General features: G+C 51.7%; 15 protein-coding genes. 14 read left to right on the top strand and 1 reads right to left on the bottom strand.

The features are described 5' to 3' along the window. Positions 1-14: 14 nt before the first annotated feature. Positions 15-1382, bottom strand: a complete 1368-nt coding sequence (locus tag ACFO9Q_RS11110; protein WP_379181830.1) for an APC family permease — start codon at positions 1380-1382, stop codon at positions 15-17. Between the two features lie 219 nt (positions 1383-1601). On the opposite strand from ACFO9Q_RS11110, the gene ACFO9Q_RS11115 reads away from it, so the two are divergent. From ACFO9Q_RS11115 to ACFO9Q_RS11180, 14 genes are all read left to right on the top strand, one after another. Beyond that, the gene (locus tag ACFO9Q_RS11115) at positions 1602-2186 is read left to right on the top strand and encodes a TetR family transcriptional regulator (protein ID WP_379181832.1); all 585 of its coding nucleotides are present in this window, start codon (positions 1602-1604) and stop codon (positions 2184-2186) included. Between the two features lie 106 nt (positions 2187-2292). Then, positions 2293-3153, top strand: a complete 861-nt coding sequence (locus tag ACFO9Q_RS11120) for a carbon-nitrogen hydrolase (RefSeq protein ID WP_379181834.1) — start codon at positions 2293-2295, stop codon at positions 3151-3153. A gap of 24 nt (positions 3154-3177) precedes the next feature. Next, positions 3178-4560 carry a putrescine aminotransferase gene (locus ACFO9Q_RS11125; protein ID WP_379181836.1) on the top strand — a complete coding sequence of 461 codons (1383 nt, stop codon included), beginning with the start codon at positions 3178-3180 and terminating at the stop codon, positions 4558-4560. 18 nt (positions 4561-4578) lie between these two features. After that, complete coding sequence (gene aguA / locus ACFO9Q_RS11130) at positions 4579-5673, top strand: agmatine deiminase (RefSeq protein WP_379181838.1); 1095 nt, start codon at positions 4579-4581, stop codon at positions 5671-5673. 22 nt (positions 5674-5695) lie between these two features. After that, complete coding sequence (locus tag ACFO9Q_RS11135) at positions 5696-7174, top strand: aldehyde dehydrogenase family protein (protein WP_379181840.1); 1479 nt, start codon at positions 5696-5698, stop codon at positions 7172-7174. 17 nt (positions 7175-7191) lie between these two features. Beyond that, positions 7192-8556, top strand: coding sequence for a 4-aminobutyrate--2-oxoglutarate transaminase (gene gabT / locus ACFO9Q_RS11140; RefSeq protein WP_379181842.1), 1365 nt, complete (start codon positions 7192-7194; stop codon positions 8554-8556). Between the two features lie 30 nt (positions 8557-8586). After that, on the top strand, positions 8587-10014 hold the full coding sequence (locus tag ACFO9Q_RS11145) for an aldehyde dehydrogenase family protein (RefSeq protein WP_379181845.1): 1428 nt from the start codon (positions 8587-8589) through the stop codon (positions 10012-10014). 322 nt (positions 10015-10336) lie between these two features. Continuing rightward, positions 10337-10888, top strand: a complete 552-nt coding sequence (locus ACFO9Q_RS11150; protein WP_379181847.1) for a GNAT family N-acetyltransferase — start codon at positions 10337-10339, stop codon at positions 10886-10888. 82 nt (positions 10889-10970) lie between these two features. Then, the gene (locus tag ACFO9Q_RS11155; RefSeq protein ID WP_379181850.1) at positions 10971-11555 is read left to right on the top strand and encodes a plasmid pRiA4b ORF-3 family protein; all 585 of its coding nucleotides are present in this window, start codon (positions 10971-10973) and stop codon (positions 11553-11555) included. 19 nt (positions 11556-11574) lie between these two features. Further along, complete coding sequence (locus ACFO9Q_RS11160) at positions 11575-12423, top strand: helix-turn-helix transcriptional regulator (protein ID WP_379181852.1); 849 nt, start codon at positions 11575-11577, stop codon at positions 12421-12423. A 104-nt stretch (positions 12424-12527) separates the two neighbouring features. Further along, on the top strand, positions 12528-13274 hold the full coding sequence (locus ACFO9Q_RS11165; RefSeq protein WP_379181855.1) for a phytanoyl-CoA dioxygenase family protein: 747 nt from the start codon (positions 12528-12530) through the stop codon (positions 13272-13274). Positions 13275-13304: 30 nt separating this feature from the next. Then, positions 13305-14102, top strand: a complete 798-nt coding sequence (locus tag ACFO9Q_RS11170) for a sugar phosphate isomerase/epimerase family protein (protein WP_379181857.1) — start codon at positions 13305-13307, stop codon at positions 14100-14102. A gap of 156 nt (positions 14103-14258) precedes the next feature. Continuing rightward, on the top strand, positions 14259-14825 hold the full coding sequence (locus tag ACFO9Q_RS11175; protein WP_379181859.1) for a hypothetical protein: 567 nt from the start codon (positions 14259-14261) through the stop codon (positions 14823-14825). Beyond that, the gene (locus tag ACFO9Q_RS11180) at positions 14822-15829 is read left to right on the top strand and encodes a hypothetical protein (RefSeq protein WP_379181861.1); all 1008 of its coding nucleotides are present in this window, start codon (positions 14822-14824) and stop codon (positions 15827-15829) included. Before ACFO9Q_RS11175 ends, ACFO9Q_RS11180 begins: the two co-directional genes overlap by 4 nt. Positions 15830-16013 lie beyond the last annotated feature (184 nt).

The following is a 16013-nucleotide window of genomic DNA, read 5'->3' on the forward strand; positions in this document are numbered from 1 at the left end:
GATAATAGAAAGGGTCACATCGTGATGGTTGGCTCTTCGGTCTTGCTATCCAGCTGGAACTCAGCAGGCTTGACCTTGAAGAGCTTGGTCGTGTAGAGCAGGCAGATGAAGCCGAGCAGCAGCCAGACGAGTCCAAGAATCCAGGAGTTACGGTCAAGACTAAACCACATGATGACCATCGCTGCCGTCCCGATAATCGGAACAACTAGGTACCGCAAGTAGTCTAGAGCAGAATGCAGCTGCTTGTTCTTCACGACATAATGCGAGATGACCGATAGATTAACGAACGAGAAGGCGATGAGGGCACCGAAGTTGATGAATGAGGCGGCTGTCTCCAGGCTGAACAGAATTGCTGTGAGGGAGATGGCGCCGACCAGCACAATATTGAACAGAGGCGTGCGTGAACGTGAGTTAATTCGACTGAACCATGCAGACGGCATCATGCGGTCCCGTCCCATGGCATACATGAGGCGTGATACGCTCGCTTGAGAAGAGACGGCCGATGCGATCGTACCGGCGAATCCTGCAGCAAGGAACAGCACTTGGAAGAAGACACTTCCGAACTTGGCTGCGATCTCGGGTGTGGATGCTGTGAAGTCTTCGAAGTCTGCAGCAGTAGGGTATAAGGTCTGAACGAAGTAAGAGCTGATCATGAACATCAGTCCGCCCAGCAGAGCGGTAAGGAAGAGAGCACGCGGAATGGTACGCTTAGGGTCAGCTGTCTCTTCCGAGAAGCCGGCAACCGCATCGAAGCCGAGATAGGAGAATACAAGCAGCGTCGCTCCCGCAATGAGAGAGGAGGAGTCTATGCCCGTCGTGAAGATGGCTTCGGGATACCAGAGCTTGCCTTCCACCGTGCCGTTGATGATGCCCCAGGCAGCGAAGACGACGAATGCAGCGACCATGACAAGTTGGAAAATAACGAAAGTGGAGTTCAAGTTAGCCGTTCCCTTGACCGTCAGCAGGTTGATCAGCGTCATGACAACTACGAATAGGACGATGAAGATCCAAGTCGGAACGTCGGGGAAAATGGAAGCGAGATAGATCTGTGCAATCAACGCGTTAACCATGGGCAGGAAGAGGTAGTCCATTAAGGCCAGCCAGCCCACCATGAATCCGAGATGAGGGTTGAACGACTTCTGGGTGTACGTATAGGCCGAGCCTGCGCTTGGATAAGCCCGAATCATGAAGACGTAGCTCCCAGCAGTGAATAGCAGCGCTATTAACGCTAGGATATAAGCACCTGTCACATGCCCGCCGGTCATGTCTGAAGCAATGCCGAACGTGTCGAAAATAACCATTGGTGTCATAAACCCTAGTCCCAATACTACCAGCTGCCACACGCTTAACGAACGTTTAAGTGTTGTCCCCGTGTCTTGCATACCATTCCTCCTTATGCTTTCTGTGTAATAGTATATATCGCAAATCTTCAAGCTTTCAACGATTATTTTTGGTATCATTTTGATGTAACCCTTTTCATCTAACCTCTTATGTAATAAAACTTAACATTAAACTAACTCTTGAATTCATTCATGGGATGTTATATATTGGAGTTACCAACATTATGACTGATGTTCAGTCAAGCTGCAGGAGGTCCATCATTGAGTACCGCTACGCAAGATAAGTACAAGTTAATTCTACAAGCTGCGATTGAGATTATCTCGGAGAAAGGCTTGTACAACACGTCGATCTCAGACATTGTGAAGAAGGCGGGCGTAGCCCAAGGCACCTTCTATCTGTACTTCCGCTCTAAGAACGCCTTGATTCCTGCGATTGCGCAGAACCTGATCTCCATCACGATGGAGAAGATGAAGGACAATACGGATAAGCATGAGGACTTCTCCGCGTTCCTGCAGACGTTCATTGAGGCCATCTACAACATTACGGATGAGTACAAGGATGTCATCGTGCTGTGCTATTCCGGTCTTGCGATTGACCATTCGATGGAGATCTGGGAGTCGATCTATCAGCCGTATTACGAATGGTTCGAAGCCGAGCTGAAGCGGGGAATCGAGCAGGGCGCCATCATTACTCAGTCGAATGTGCAGTGGACGGGCAAGCTCATCATTAACCTGGTTGAGAACGCAGCTGAGCGGTTCTATATCGGCCGAGATCAGGATATGACCAAGGAGCAATCGATGACAGAGGTGTTCCACTTCGTTCATCGTTCTCTAACGGCGAAGTAACACATAGAGTTCATGTATAGGATTTGTGCAAAATTGATCGGGAAACCGGTCATTTTTTGGAACATTAATGACTGATAGTCATTCATTAAAAGGATGTGAGGCTCATATGAGAAAAGAGCTCGTGTCTATCGCGCTCATCCAGCTGGGGTGTGGGCCGGATATTCTGGACAATCGTGAACGAACGCTGAGGCAAGTGGAAGCGGCCGCGGTTGAAGGAGCACAGATCATCTGTCTGCAGGAGCTGTATGATGGACAGTACTTCCCCCAACGGGTATCTCCTGAAGGGTATACGCTGGCAGAGTCCGTGGAGGGTGAGCATCTGAAGCAGATGGGCGCTCTGGCGGAGAGGCTGGGTGTTGTCCTCATCGTCCCGTTCTACGAGAAGGCGGGCAGGGGATTGTACTACAACAGTGCAGCCGTGTTCGATGCTGATGGCAGCCTCCTCGGCGTGACCCGCAAAAATCACATCCCGGATGGGCCGCAATACCACGAAAAGTATTACTTCATTCCCGGCAATACGGGGTATCCGGTCTATCACACCGCCTACGGTGTCATTGGCATCGGCATCTGCTGGGACGAATGGTTCCCGGAGACGGCTCGCCTCCTGGCGCTGCAAGGCGCGGACATTCTATTCTTCCCCTCGGCTATCGGCTCAGAGCCGGACTATCCGGAGCTCTCCACGAGGAGGGCTTGGGAGAAGGCGATCTCCGCGCATGGCATCTCCAACGGGGTGTTCGTTGCCGCTGTCAATCGTGTCGGCCAAGAGGACGACATGACGTTCTACGGCGGGAGCTTCATCAGCAATCCGCTGGGAGACATTGTGCAATCCCTAGACAATGAAGAGGGAATGCTGCTTCAGACAATTGATCTGAAGGAGATCGACTTCGCTCGTCATCTGCTTCAATTCCTACGAGATCGCCGGCCTGAGACTTACGGACCCTTGCTCACAAGGGACGCTAGAGCTTGAACCACAACAAGGAGGAATCATCCCATGTCCATTCAACAACCAATAGCAGGGCAACAGACCGCCGTAACAGAAGAGACGCAAGCCTATATTAAGCGGGTACTGCAGCTCATTGAGAAGAGCGAAGTGACGAAGGAAGATGCGGAGTGGATTACGAAGGAGACGGTCGAAGGATTTCGGGAGAACGTCAATCCTGGATTCCTGGAGTATCGGAAGACGGTAACCCAAGGCGGCCAGTTCGCAGCGGTGGAGTGGTCGGACAATGGCTCCTGCTTCAAGGATGTGAATGGCAAGGAATACATCGACTGTCTCGGCGGATTCGGCATCTATAACGTCGGGCATCGGAATCCTAAGGTCGTGAAGGCGGTCGAGGATCAGCTGAAGCGGCAGGCGCTGCACAGTCAGGATCTGCTGGATCCGCTTCGGGCGATGCTGGCCAAGATATTGGAGCGTATTACGCCGGGTGACCTCAAGTATTCGTTCTTCACGAACAGCGGGACAGAGAGCGTCGAGGCAGCCCTGAAGCTGGTTAAGATGTACAGCGACCGAACGACGATTATCGCAACAACACGCGCCTTCCATGGCAAAACGCTTGGCGCGTTGTCTGCGACAGCGAAGGGGATGTTCCGGAAGCCGTTCCTGCCGCTCATCGCTGGGTTCAAGCACTTGCCGTTCGGGGATATTGAAGCGATGCGGTCGACGTTCCGGTCTGCCGCGGCAGTCGGAGAAGATATCGCTGCTGTCCTGCTGGAGCCCGTACAAGGAGAAGGCGGCATTATCCTTCCTCCACCAGACTACTTGCGCCAGGTGCGGGAGCTGTGTGACGAGTATGGCGCCCTGCTCGTGTTCGACGAAGTGCAGACCGGCATGGGCCGAACGGGGCGGATGTTCGCTTCCGAGCTGTATGGTGTTGTACCGGACATTCTCTGTCTAGCTAAGGCGTTCGGCGGTGGCGTCATGCCCGCAGGGGCGGTCGTTGCGAAGGAGAAGGTGTTCAAGAGCTTCTTCCCTAACCCATTCATGCACACGACGACGTTCGGCGGGAATCCGCTCGCCTGTGCGGCCGCGATTGCCACGATTGATGTACTGCTGGAGGAGAAGCTGCCTGAGCGAGCGGCGGAGATTGGCCTATACTTCCTTGAGGAGCTTCGCAAGGCGAGCATGGGCCATGAGGACAAGGTGATGGAGATACGAGGCATCGGTCTCATGATAGGCATAGAATTCCACCAGGACGAGGTCGGTTACGAAGTGTCCAAGGGGATGTTCGACGAAGGGGTACTTGTTGCGGGGACGCTCATTAATTCCAAGACGATTCGAATTGAACCGCCACTGACGATCTCGAAGGACGATGTAGACCGAGTGGTGTCGACGTTCCGCCAAGTACTAAGCCGTACTAATTCCTTGGTATAAGGAGGGCTTCGTATAGATATGGCAGAGACGTTGTTAAGCACGCCGAGACAAGATGGATTCCGCATGCCGGGTGAGTTCGAACCCCATCAAGGGACCTGGATGCTGTGGCCGGTGCGGACGGACACCTGGCGGCTCGGCGCCAAGCCTGCCCAGGACGCGTTCGTGGCGGTGGCGCTGGCGATATCGGAGTTCGAGCCCGTGACAATCGGGGTCTCCGCGATACAGTATGAGCATGTGAGATCTGTATTCCCTTCCCGGGTGCGTATCGTGGAGATGTCGTCGAATGACGCTTGGATGCGAGATATCGGGCCGACCTTCGTCAAGAATGACGAGGGCGAGGTTAGAGGGGTGGATTGGGGGTTCAACGCTTGGGGCGGGTTGAATGGCGGACTGTACTTCCCATGGGATCAGGATCTGCTCGTGAAGCAGAAGGTGCTGGACATGGAGAGCAAGAGCCGATACGACTGTCAGTCGTTCATCCTCGAAGGCGGTGCGATCCTAGTAGATGGGGAAGGGACGCTCATTACAACTGAGCAGTGTCTGTTGAATGAAAATAGGAATCCTGGCATGAGGCGTGCAGAGGTGGAAGAGAGGCTGCACGAGTACTTGAACGTGGAGAAGATTATATGGCTGCAACAAGGGCTGATGTATGACGAGACCGACGGCCATGTGGATGAGGTGGCCGCCTTCATCAGACCGGGGGTCGTCGCGATGAGCTGGACGGATGATCCCGAGAGCCCCCAGTACGAGCGGCTGAACGCTGCCTATGAGGTGCTGAGCGGGACAACCGATGCGAGAGGCCGGCAGCTGGAGGTGCATAAGATTCATATCCCTGATCCAATGAAGATCTCGGATGAGGAAGCAAGGCTCATTGACCGAGCGAGGAGGAGCTATAACCGGGCAACGGGAACGCAGTTCGCCGCTTCCTATGTGAACTTCTATATATGCAACGGAGGGGTTGTCATGCCTTCGTTCGGCGATCGGCATGATGCTGCCGCTTATGAACAGCTATGCGGGTTGTTCCCGGAGCGTAAGGTGGTACAGGTTAACACGAGGGAGATTGCACTTGGCGGCGGCAATATTCACTGCATTACGCAGCAGCAGCCGAAGTGAGAGGATGGGAGGAATGGAGACGATGGCAGAGAATCTACTGAAGATGTTCATTCATGGGGAGTGGACAGAGGCGGCATCTGGAGAGACGCGGAACATTGTGAATCCAGCGAGCGGCCAGTTCATAGCGGTGGCTGCGGAAGGCGGCGAAGAAGACGCGAATCGCGCAGTGGCTGCAGCTAAGTCGGCCTTCTACCAAGGAGGCTGGTGGGGAACACCAGCGGCAGAGCGAGCTCGCCTGTTGTTCAAGGCTGCGGACCTGCTGGAGAGCCGCAAGGAGGAGTTCGCCAGGCTGGAGACACTGAACAATGGGAAGCCGCTGCGCGAGGCGGAGTTCGATGTGAATGATACGATTGCTTGCTTCCGCTACTATGCGGGACTCGCGACGAAGCCGCATGGACAATCGTATGAGGTGTCTGACCCGATGCAAGCGGTTGTCGTGCGAGAGCCTATAGGCGTATGCGGTCAGATCATTCCGTGGAACTATCCGCTCTTAATGGCAGCCTGGAAGCTGGCACCGGCGCTCGCTGCTGGCAATACGGTTGTGTTCAAGCCGGCTGAGATTACTCCGATCTCGGCTGTGGAGCTGTTCGGTATACTTGAGGAAGCGGGATTCCCGCCTGGAGTTGTCAACCTTGTGTTAGGAGCTGGAGCGTCGGTGGGACAGACCTTAGCAGCACATGACGACGTTGACAAGATTGCCTTCACAGGCGGAACGGACACGGGAAGGAAGATCATGCAGGCCGCAACCGGCAACTTGAAAAAAATATCACTAGAGCTAGGAGGCAAAAACCCCAATATCGTGTTCGCGGATGCCGACTTCGAAGCGGCTGTGGAATATGCGCTGTTCGCTGCTTACGCCAACTCCGGTCAGGTGTGTGCGGCGGGCTCCCGCTTGCTGGTGGAAGAGTCACTCTATGATAGATTTATTGCTCGCCTTGTCGAGCGGACTATGGCGATTAAGGTTGGTCCCGGACTGGCCGACGGAACAGAGATGGGGCCGCTTGTCTCGGAAGCGCATCTGAACAAGGTGCTGGGCTATGTGGAGATTGGCAAGGCCGAAGGCGCGACGCTGCTCTGCGGCGGCAGCCGCTTGACCGGCGGGGAGTATGAGGGCGGGTTTTATATGGAGCCTGCGATTTTCACAGATTGTGAGCCTAGTATGAGAATAGTTCGTGAGGAGATCTTCGGGCCGGTGCTGGTCGTGCAGACCTTCAAGAATGAAGAGGAAGCGATAGCGATGGCGAATGACACGATCTATGGGCTGGCCGGTGCAGTGTTCACGAGCAATGGGGCGAAGGCGCAGCGTGTGATTCGGAAGCTAAGAGCAGGCATTACGTGGATTAATACTTATCATCCCACTTATAATGAAGCGCCATGGGGCGGCTACAAGCAGAGCGGCATCGGACGGGAGCTGGGCACCTTCGGCTTCGAGGAGTATACGGAGGTTAAGCAGATTAATACGAATCTTGCAGTCGAGCCGCTCGGCTGGTACAGCTCATGATGAAGGAGACGACAACGATGGGGATCGCACGTCAATTCGTAACTGGAGGGACTGACCTTCCGGGACCCAAGACACAAGCTCTAATTGACAGACGGCAGCAAGCTGTAGCCAAGGGGGTAGGCAATAATCATCCCTTGTTCGTGCAGAAGGCGGAAGGGGCGCTGCTGGTTGATGTGGATGGGAACCAATACCTCGACTTCGCAGGGGCGATTGGAACCGTTAATGCCGGACATTGTCCGCCGGAGGTGGTGGAGGCGCTGCACAAGCAGCTGGATCAATATCTCCACACTTGCTTCCATGTCGGCATGTATGAGCCCTACGTTGCGCTGGCCGAGAAGCTGGCACAGATTACACCGGGGACTCATGCGAAGAAGGCGATGTTCATGAACAGCGGGGCGGAGGCGGTTGAGAATGCGGTCAAGATTGCTCGCAAGTATACGGGCAGACCCGGTATTGTCTCCTTCACCCGCGGCTTCCATGGCCGTACCCTGCTAGGAATGTCACTGACTAGTAAGGTTAAGCCGTACAAGTTCCAGATGGGGCCGTTCGCTCCAGCCACGTATAAGGCGCAATTCCCTTATCCTTATCAGAGGCCGGCGGGGATGACAGAAGAGGAGTATTCGGAGTTCTGCGTGAAGCAGTTCGAGGACTTCCTCTTGACGGAGGCAGCTCCTGAGGAAGTGGCGGCGGTCATCATGGAGCCCGTGCAAGGAGAAGGAGGCTTCATCGTTCCGCCTGAATCATTCGTGCAGGGGATCTACCGCATCTGCCGGGAGCATGGGATCCTGTTCATCGCGGATGAGATTCAGACGGGCTTCGGCCGCACGGGTGAGATGTTCGCCAGTACCATCTTCGGCATTGAGCCGGATCTGATGACGCTGTCGAAGTCGCTCGCTGCGGGATTCCCGATCAGCGCCGTCGTCGGCAGAGCAGAGATGATGGACGCACCGAATCCGGGTGAGATTGGCGGCACCTATGGTGGCAGCCCGCTGGGCTGTGTGGCTGCCCTTGCGGTTATTGAGAAGATGGAGCGGGAGGACCTGCCGGCGAGGGCTCGGGAGATGGGGGAGATGATCCGGGGAAGGTTCGGTGCACTGCAGCCGAAATATCCGTGTATCGGTGAGGTTCGGGGTCTAGGTGCGATGTGCGCGATTGAGATCATTGATCCGAAGACCGGGGCGCCTGGCAAGGAGCTGGCTGCTCAGGTGATTCAGTCGAGCTTCGGCAAGGGGGTTGTGCTGCTCAGTGCGGGAGTGCATAGCAACGTCATTCGATTCCTGGCACCACTGGTCATATCCGATGAGCAGTTGCAGGAGGGTCTCTCTATAATAGAAGAAGTTCTTGAGGAGCTTCATGCGGAGTCTGCATTGAAGCAGTGGTAGTAGACAGATAGGAAGAGGGGGAAGAATTGAATGATTAGACATCTGTTCATTAACGGCGAATGGATGGAAGCCGAGTCTTATGTGACCCTGTACGCTCCATATAGCGGGGAAGCTATTGCTGAGGTGCCTGCAGCGTCGGAGCGGGAGGTTGGACTTGCGATCGCAGCAGCGGAGCAGGCGAGAGAGACGATGAGGCGAATGCCCGCTCATCAACGTGCTGTTATCCTGGAAAAGCTCGCCTTACTGCTAGGGGAGCGACGTGAGGAAGGAGCACGGTTAATTGCTCTGGAAGCGGCTAAGCCGTTCAAGACAGCATTGGCCGAAGTGGACCGGACGATCCAGACGTACAAGTTCGCCGCAGAGGAAGCGAAGCGAATTCACGGGGAGACGATTCCGATGGATGCGGCTCCAGGAGGGGATCATCGGACCGCCTACACCGTGCGGGAACCGATGGGCGTCGTAGCGGCGATTACTCCGTTCAACTTCCCGATGAACTTGGTCGCTCACAAGGTTGGTCCTGCGATTGCTTCGGGGAATACGATCGTCCTTAAGCCAGCTAATCAGACGCCGCTGTCGGCGTACTTCATTGGCGAACTGCTGCAGGAAGCGGGGCTGCCGGCCGGTGCGCTGAATATCGTGACGGGCAGCGGCAAGGCGATAGGAGACATTCTTGTCACGGATCCTAGGGTAGCGAAGATAACGTTCACCGGCAGTCCTGAGGTAGGCGCTTCGATCAAGGCCAAGGCGGGGCTTAAGCGAGTAACGCTCGAGCTTGGCTCGAATTCAGCGCTCATCGTCGATGATCATGTGAGTGTGGATGCCATTATTCCTCGCTGCGTAATGGGGGCTTACGCTTACCAAGGGCAGGTGTGCATCTCCCTGCAGCGGGTGTACGTCGTTGGAGAGGCGAAGTTCACGGAGTTCACGGAGAAGTTCGTTGCGGCGGCGCTGGGGCTGAAGCTCGGAGATCCGCTTGATGTGAATACGGACGTGTCTTCTCTTATTACGAAGAAGGATCTCGCCCGTTCATTGGATTGGATTGAGCAAGCGAAGCAGCTGGGAGCTGAGGTTGCGTTAGGCGGCTACGCGGCAGAACATGGCATCCTGCGTCCGACGGTGCTGCTGCATGTTGGTCCTCGGGCGTGGGTGTCCTGCAAGGAGGTGTTCGCACCGATCGTGCTTATTAATAAGGTGGACTCGGTAAGTGAAGCCATTGAGCTAGTGAACGACTCTGACTTCGGTCTGCAGGCCGGCATCTACACCGAGAATCTGCGAACGGCAATGGATGCGGCGGAGCGGCTTCAAGTAGGCGGCGTTATGATTAATGACGTCCCAACCTTCCGCGTTGACCATATGCCATACGGCGGCGTCAAGCAGAGCGGTATGGGCAGGGAAGGCATTAAGTATGCGATGGAGGAGATGACGGAGCTGAAGCTCGTTGTCATTAATAGGAACTAATAAGAGGATTCCACAGTCGGCAGGAGAGACTGTGGGATTTTTTTGTGCTGCAAGAGTTCGACTGGTGGGTGGATGGGCGGCACTCTCTTTCTCCTTTTGCACACTATCCCATTCACTCAGGCACAGGATGATAGAGCTCGGAATGTGATGGTGCGACGCCTGCAACGCCAAATATAAGCGTAATTGACATAGTGAGGAGAGTTAAGTGTGAAAACGGTCATTGACCTCGCTTGACATTATTAAGATAATCAGGAAGTAAGCGTCTAGTCTCAATCTCTAATGAAAGCCACATAAATTCATTCGAATAGAAGGGAGAGATAGCATGTTCACTTATCAACTCAGACAGGATATCCATCTTCAATTGCTTGAGACGCGGCATGCTCTCACTGTGCTAGAAGTGATTGAGGCAAATCGAGCGTATCTGGGTCGATTCTTACCTTGGGTATCCTCTACCCATGACGAGAATGATGTACGTTCATTCATTCAAGTGGAATTGAAGCGCTTCTCTGAAAATAAAGGATTCTCATGCGGAATCTTCTATAATAATCAGTATGCAGGCAACATCGGCGTTCATGATATCAATTGGGACTCAAGGTATACCTCTATCGGATATTGGCTCAGCGAGGAGCATCAAGGCAAGGGAATCATGACCGACGCTTGCAGAGCAATGATTAACTACTTGTTCAATGAATTAGGCTTGAATAAAATTGAGATTAGGGCCAGAACAGATAATCCTAAAAGCCAGGCCATACCGATACGGCTAGGGTTCCAGAAGGAAGGGACTCTCCGAGCCATTGAGTTCAATGATGGACAGTATCATGACCATGTCGTGTATGGGTTGTTAAGAACAGATTGGAGGACAAGCCATGCTTAGTCATTCCATTCAACCATGTATTATTAGCTCCATTAGCCACAAATCGAGAGCTTGCTAATTAAAAATAAGGAGAGCAGCCAACATGAGCAGACCAAGGGAAGTCTATCAATTCAAGATATCGTTGAAAGGTGCGAAGCCGCCTGTATGGAGAAGAATTCAGGTGCCTAAATCCTATACGTTCTGGGATCTGCATGTCGCCATACAAGATGTGATGGGGTGGCATGACTCGCATCTTCATGAGTTCTCTATCCGTAATCCTAAGAACGGAAGGAAAATGGCCATCGGAGTTCCCAATTATGAATTCGACTCTCGCGAAGTGCTTCAAGGCTGGAGCAATAAGATATTGAATTATTTTAAACCGGACAATAAAGTGGCCTCCTACGTCTATGACTTCGGAGATTACTGGGAGCATCGCATCGAATTCGAAGGGGTGTTCCCTAGCGAGAGCAGTGTGGAGTACCCGATCTGTCTGGCTGGCAAGAGGGCTTGTCCACCAGAAGATTGCGGCGGAATCCATGCCTATCAGATGATTCTTGAGAATGACCATCCGATGCAAGAGGAGTACGACTGGTTCGAGCCGGACAGCTTCAACAAGAAGGAAGTCGTATTCTCGGATCCGAAGGCCAGGTTCGACCAGAACTTCGAGCTCATAGAGGATGTCGAATGAGAAGGGTGCCGCAAGCGAGATGAGGAAGAAGCAACCGGACCGATTAACGACTGAGGAATACATGAACTCCGGCCACATGCAGATCTACAGAGGGACGCATGACGAGACGATTGAGCTGCACTGGCATGAATTCTATGAGCTAAGCTATGTGGTGTCAGGGAGCGGGACCCATCACTTGAATGGACATGCGCTTCCTCTGACCGCGGGTACGATCTTCCTGCTCACTCCCGCTGACTTCCATGAGCTGACGATTGACAGTGGCTCGCTGGATATCTATAACGTCATCTTCTCAGAGCGATACATTAATGGTACAACTCTGCAGCTGCTCTTCCACAATATGCGCCAGCTGCAGTATACCTACCCTGATTCCATCCGAGAGCGTACGGTGTGGGAGTATGATCGAATACGGCAAGAGCTCGCAGAACCGCGTGTGGGCAGTGAGGAGATGATTCGGTGCACGCTGGAGCGGCTGCTCATCGATCTATATCGGGGAAGCGAGCAGGTGCAGCTATCCAGACTTCAGCATACCCAGATGGCTCAGCCCAACCTACAGAGCGCCCTCATGTACATTCATCTTCACTTCCGTGAAAATATTACGCTCGAACAAGCGGCCAAGCAAGCGCAATATTCGGCCAATTACTTCAGCGGATGCTTCCGGGACTGGGTAGGCATGTCATTCGTCAGTTATGTACAGCAGCTTCGGCTGCAATTCGCAGAGGCTCTGCTGCAGGCTTCGAACCTACCCGTGACGGAGATTGGATTCGCGTCGGGGTTCAATACGTTAGGACACTTCGAGCGGGTATTCAAGGAGAAGTACGGCGTCTCACCAGTCAAGTACCGCGGCCTAGACAAGAGGAAGATGAAGTAATCTGAAAAAATGCATACTTTCACTAAGGAAACGCCGAGTAGGTTCTCGGCGTTTTATTTTATAATGAGACCAAGAACTTAATCGAACCTTAGGAGGCAACAACGATGAATACAAGTGTGACGTTGACGCAGGAAGAGACGAACTTCTATAACGAGCAGGGCTATTATCTGTATAAGAAGCCATTATTCAGTGCGGAGAAGATGAGCTTGTTGAATGGAATATTCGAAGAACAGCTTGCCCAAAAAGGAAGCAAGCTGTCGGATGAGCTGGATACCCCCCACTTCCGCGATGAGCGTCTGCTAGACTTCTTGTTGTCTGAAGAGGTGCTTGATCTAGTAGAGCCTATCATTGGTCCGAATATCGGTCTGTGGTCCAGTCACTTCATCTGCAAAGATCCGATTGTTGGACGCGCGACTCCTTGGCATGAAGATTCTGCCTACTGGAATGGCCGTCTGAGCTCCTTCGATAAAATCATTACGGTATGGCTTGCACTCGACAAGAGCTGGGAAGAAAACGGATGTATGCGCGTCATTCCTGGCACGCATCGCAACGGCTTCTCCGAGTATGAAGAAATTGATGGAACGGTAAATACGTTCAATACACAAATAAAAAAAGAAAGCGTAGATGAATCTCAAGCGGTGTACTTCGAGCTGGAGCCGGGCGAGTGCTCCCTGCATGATTCGCGTATTATTCACGGGGCAAAAGCAAATACGAGCCCTTACCGCCGCTGCGGGTATACGATGAGATACTTCTCAACAGAGGCGCTTGTCTACCCAGACAAAAACCCAGACTTCAAGATCTGGCTGGCTAGAGGAAAAAACATTGCAGGAAGCAAGTTCGTAAACGAATAACAATCGATTAGAAATAGGAGATTCCGAAACATGGAGATTAACATTCATCAAGCCTTGTGGGGACTTGAAGGCAGCTATAGAGACCAGCTCGCAATGGCGGCTGCGAAGGGATATGCGGGAATCGAGGCTCCCCTTCCTCCAGAGCATCAAGCTGAGGAGTTCCGTGGCTTGCTTAAAGAATTAAGTCTGACGTACATTGCTCAAGTCGTCACGTCTGGTAACCATGAGGAATCTTTCGCTGAGCAAGCGCACAGAGCTGCTGAATTCGAGCCGATCCTCATCGTATCCCATAGTGCTAAGGACAGTATGCATTGGGATAAGCAGCTTCAATTCTTCGAGTCTGCGCTCCGTGTAGAGAAGGCTATCGGCATTCAGGTCGGACATGAGACGCATCGATCACGTGCTATGTTCACCCCTTGGGCAACGGCTGCGCTGCTGCGGGCATTGCCTGACCTTCGTATTACAGCCGACCTGAGCCATTGGTGCTGTGTGACGGAGAGCTTGCTTGAGGATAATGAAGAGGATCTTAAGCTTGCTCTCGAACGCGCTATCCATATTCATGGCCGTGTCGGCTATGCTGAGGGGCCTCAAGTTCCTCATCCGGGTGCCCCTGAGTATGCAGTTGAGTTGAATCGCTTCCAGACTTGGTGGCAGGAGATTATTCGGCTGCGCAAGAGCGAGGGCAAGGAGTTCATGACCATTACACCAGAGTTCGGCCCTGCCGCATCGGGATATATGCATACTCAGCCTTACACGGGCCAGCCAGTCGTGGATATGATTAAGGTGAATGATTGGATGGCTGAGCGAATTCGAACGTTTGAAGTGTAATGAAGCGATAGAATGTAATGAGAATGCGGAAGAGTCCTTGCATGTGCAAGGGCTCTTTTGGCGTGGATAGACATAGAGGCAATCTATGTCTATCCCATTAGAGGAGATATGTGGTAAGTTGATTATATCAATTCACCATGAGGTGGCAGGAGACTTATGATGCCGATAACTAGACTTACGTATTATGAGAAGGAGAAGTGGTACCGACAGCCGCTTTCTCTTATTAGAGTGTTTATTTTTGCCGCATGCCTGACGGAGATAATATGGCTGAAGTTTACGACTGTTTATGGTATTAGGCTTACATGGGAAATATTCCTTCATTCGTTCGGCATCTATCTCTGTACTTACGTAGGCAGCTTTGCCAAGAGTAATAAACCTCAGCGAAGAGCTTGGGAAGTATTAAGGTACATCATGAGCTGGATCATCATGATTCCCATCCTTGTATTAAGCAGCATTGCTCTGTTATTCAACGTGGTAGACGGTTATAGAGGACCGGTGATGGTAGAGGTTAAGGTTATAGATACCTATGATCAACACAGGGGCACGAGCATGGTTATAACAGATATTGGAACGTTCGCATTAAGAACCTATGGAGAAGAGGTAGAACCTCGTAAAAGGTATAGAGCAGCCTTGTTTGAACTGTCAGATGTGCTTGTAGTAATCGAATCACTTCCTGCTCCGTCAGCTTACTTGAATTCATCGCTAGTGGAGGCTGGAAAATGAGTAGAAACCACAATAGAATCAAATACATATTCATGATTACGGTGGCGTCTTTCATCGTATTTTTTGCCACTTCCATCTACCTAGACGAAAATATTAATAACACAAGCAGGACATTATTATATTTTGATGATCATCCACTTACAGATGAAGAGATGCAGGGATTAGAAGTAGATATAGTAGCTCAAGGCTTTCCTGGCAAACCGTATAAGATTACGAAGCTTCCTACTTATATGATCTTAAGGACATCGACGCAAGAAGTATTATTGGTTACGAATGAATTGGATGAAATTAGAGATTACTTAAAAAAATCACAAGTAATAAGGGGTGGGACTTTGAAATCATTTTTTACAAGATTATTCTCTAAAAACTCAGAGTCAGCCGTCGACTTGAAACAGATGTCAGCAGAAGCATCACCGACTACAATAAGCACGATTCCTGACAAACCTGTACCATTCGGTTACAAAGTTCAGTGGTTAGCTATACAAACATCCGATACGGAGCATGTTGTTCGGCAATTAGAATTGCACAATGTTCAAGCTGCAAATTGGAGCTCTGGAATTAACAGTGCGTATGATGGGATGGTATTCGTCAGTCCTCCTGTGCATGGCTGGACTCTAGTAGTATCAACCAGCATCCCGGATGCGAGCAATGATGGACTTGACGCTCTCCTTAATCGTATAGCGGCAAATTATGAGTCTGCACAGTATTTCGGATCTCATCGAGTTGTTGAGTATCATGCTTGGGTGAAAATCGAGAAAGGCAAGTTCACAAGAAAATTTGCTTATTCAGGTGAATCAGGTGAACTCATATGGAATGATGGAGCCCTTACGGAAGAGGAAAAACAACTAAACTTCAGAGTCTCTGATATCAGTCAAGAGGATTATGACAAGTTATGGTCGCCTAGTGAAGAAGACGTCATGTCTCTCGCCGGCTTATGGAGTATTAATCCACAGGAAGATTATCCGGATGTTGAAGAGGGTGTCGGATTTCTTGGTGAGTGGTGAGGGAAGTTGTTTCGATGAACTGGTATAAAAAGGGAACTTCTATTCACGAGCAACTGTGTAGTCTTAACGAGTTGGGAATTAACTTTAATATTCATGTGATACTTGATGACTTTCTAGTTTTTCTGAAAAATGATGATATGGACCCTTTCCTCTTATTGCTCATATGATATGGAATCTCTCTTGA

The sequence above is a fragment of the Paenibacillus sp. GCM10023252 genome (assembly GCF_042653305.1).
Taxonomy (GTDB): Bacteria; Bacillota; Bacilli; order Paenibacillales; family Paenibacillaceae; genus Pristimantibacillus.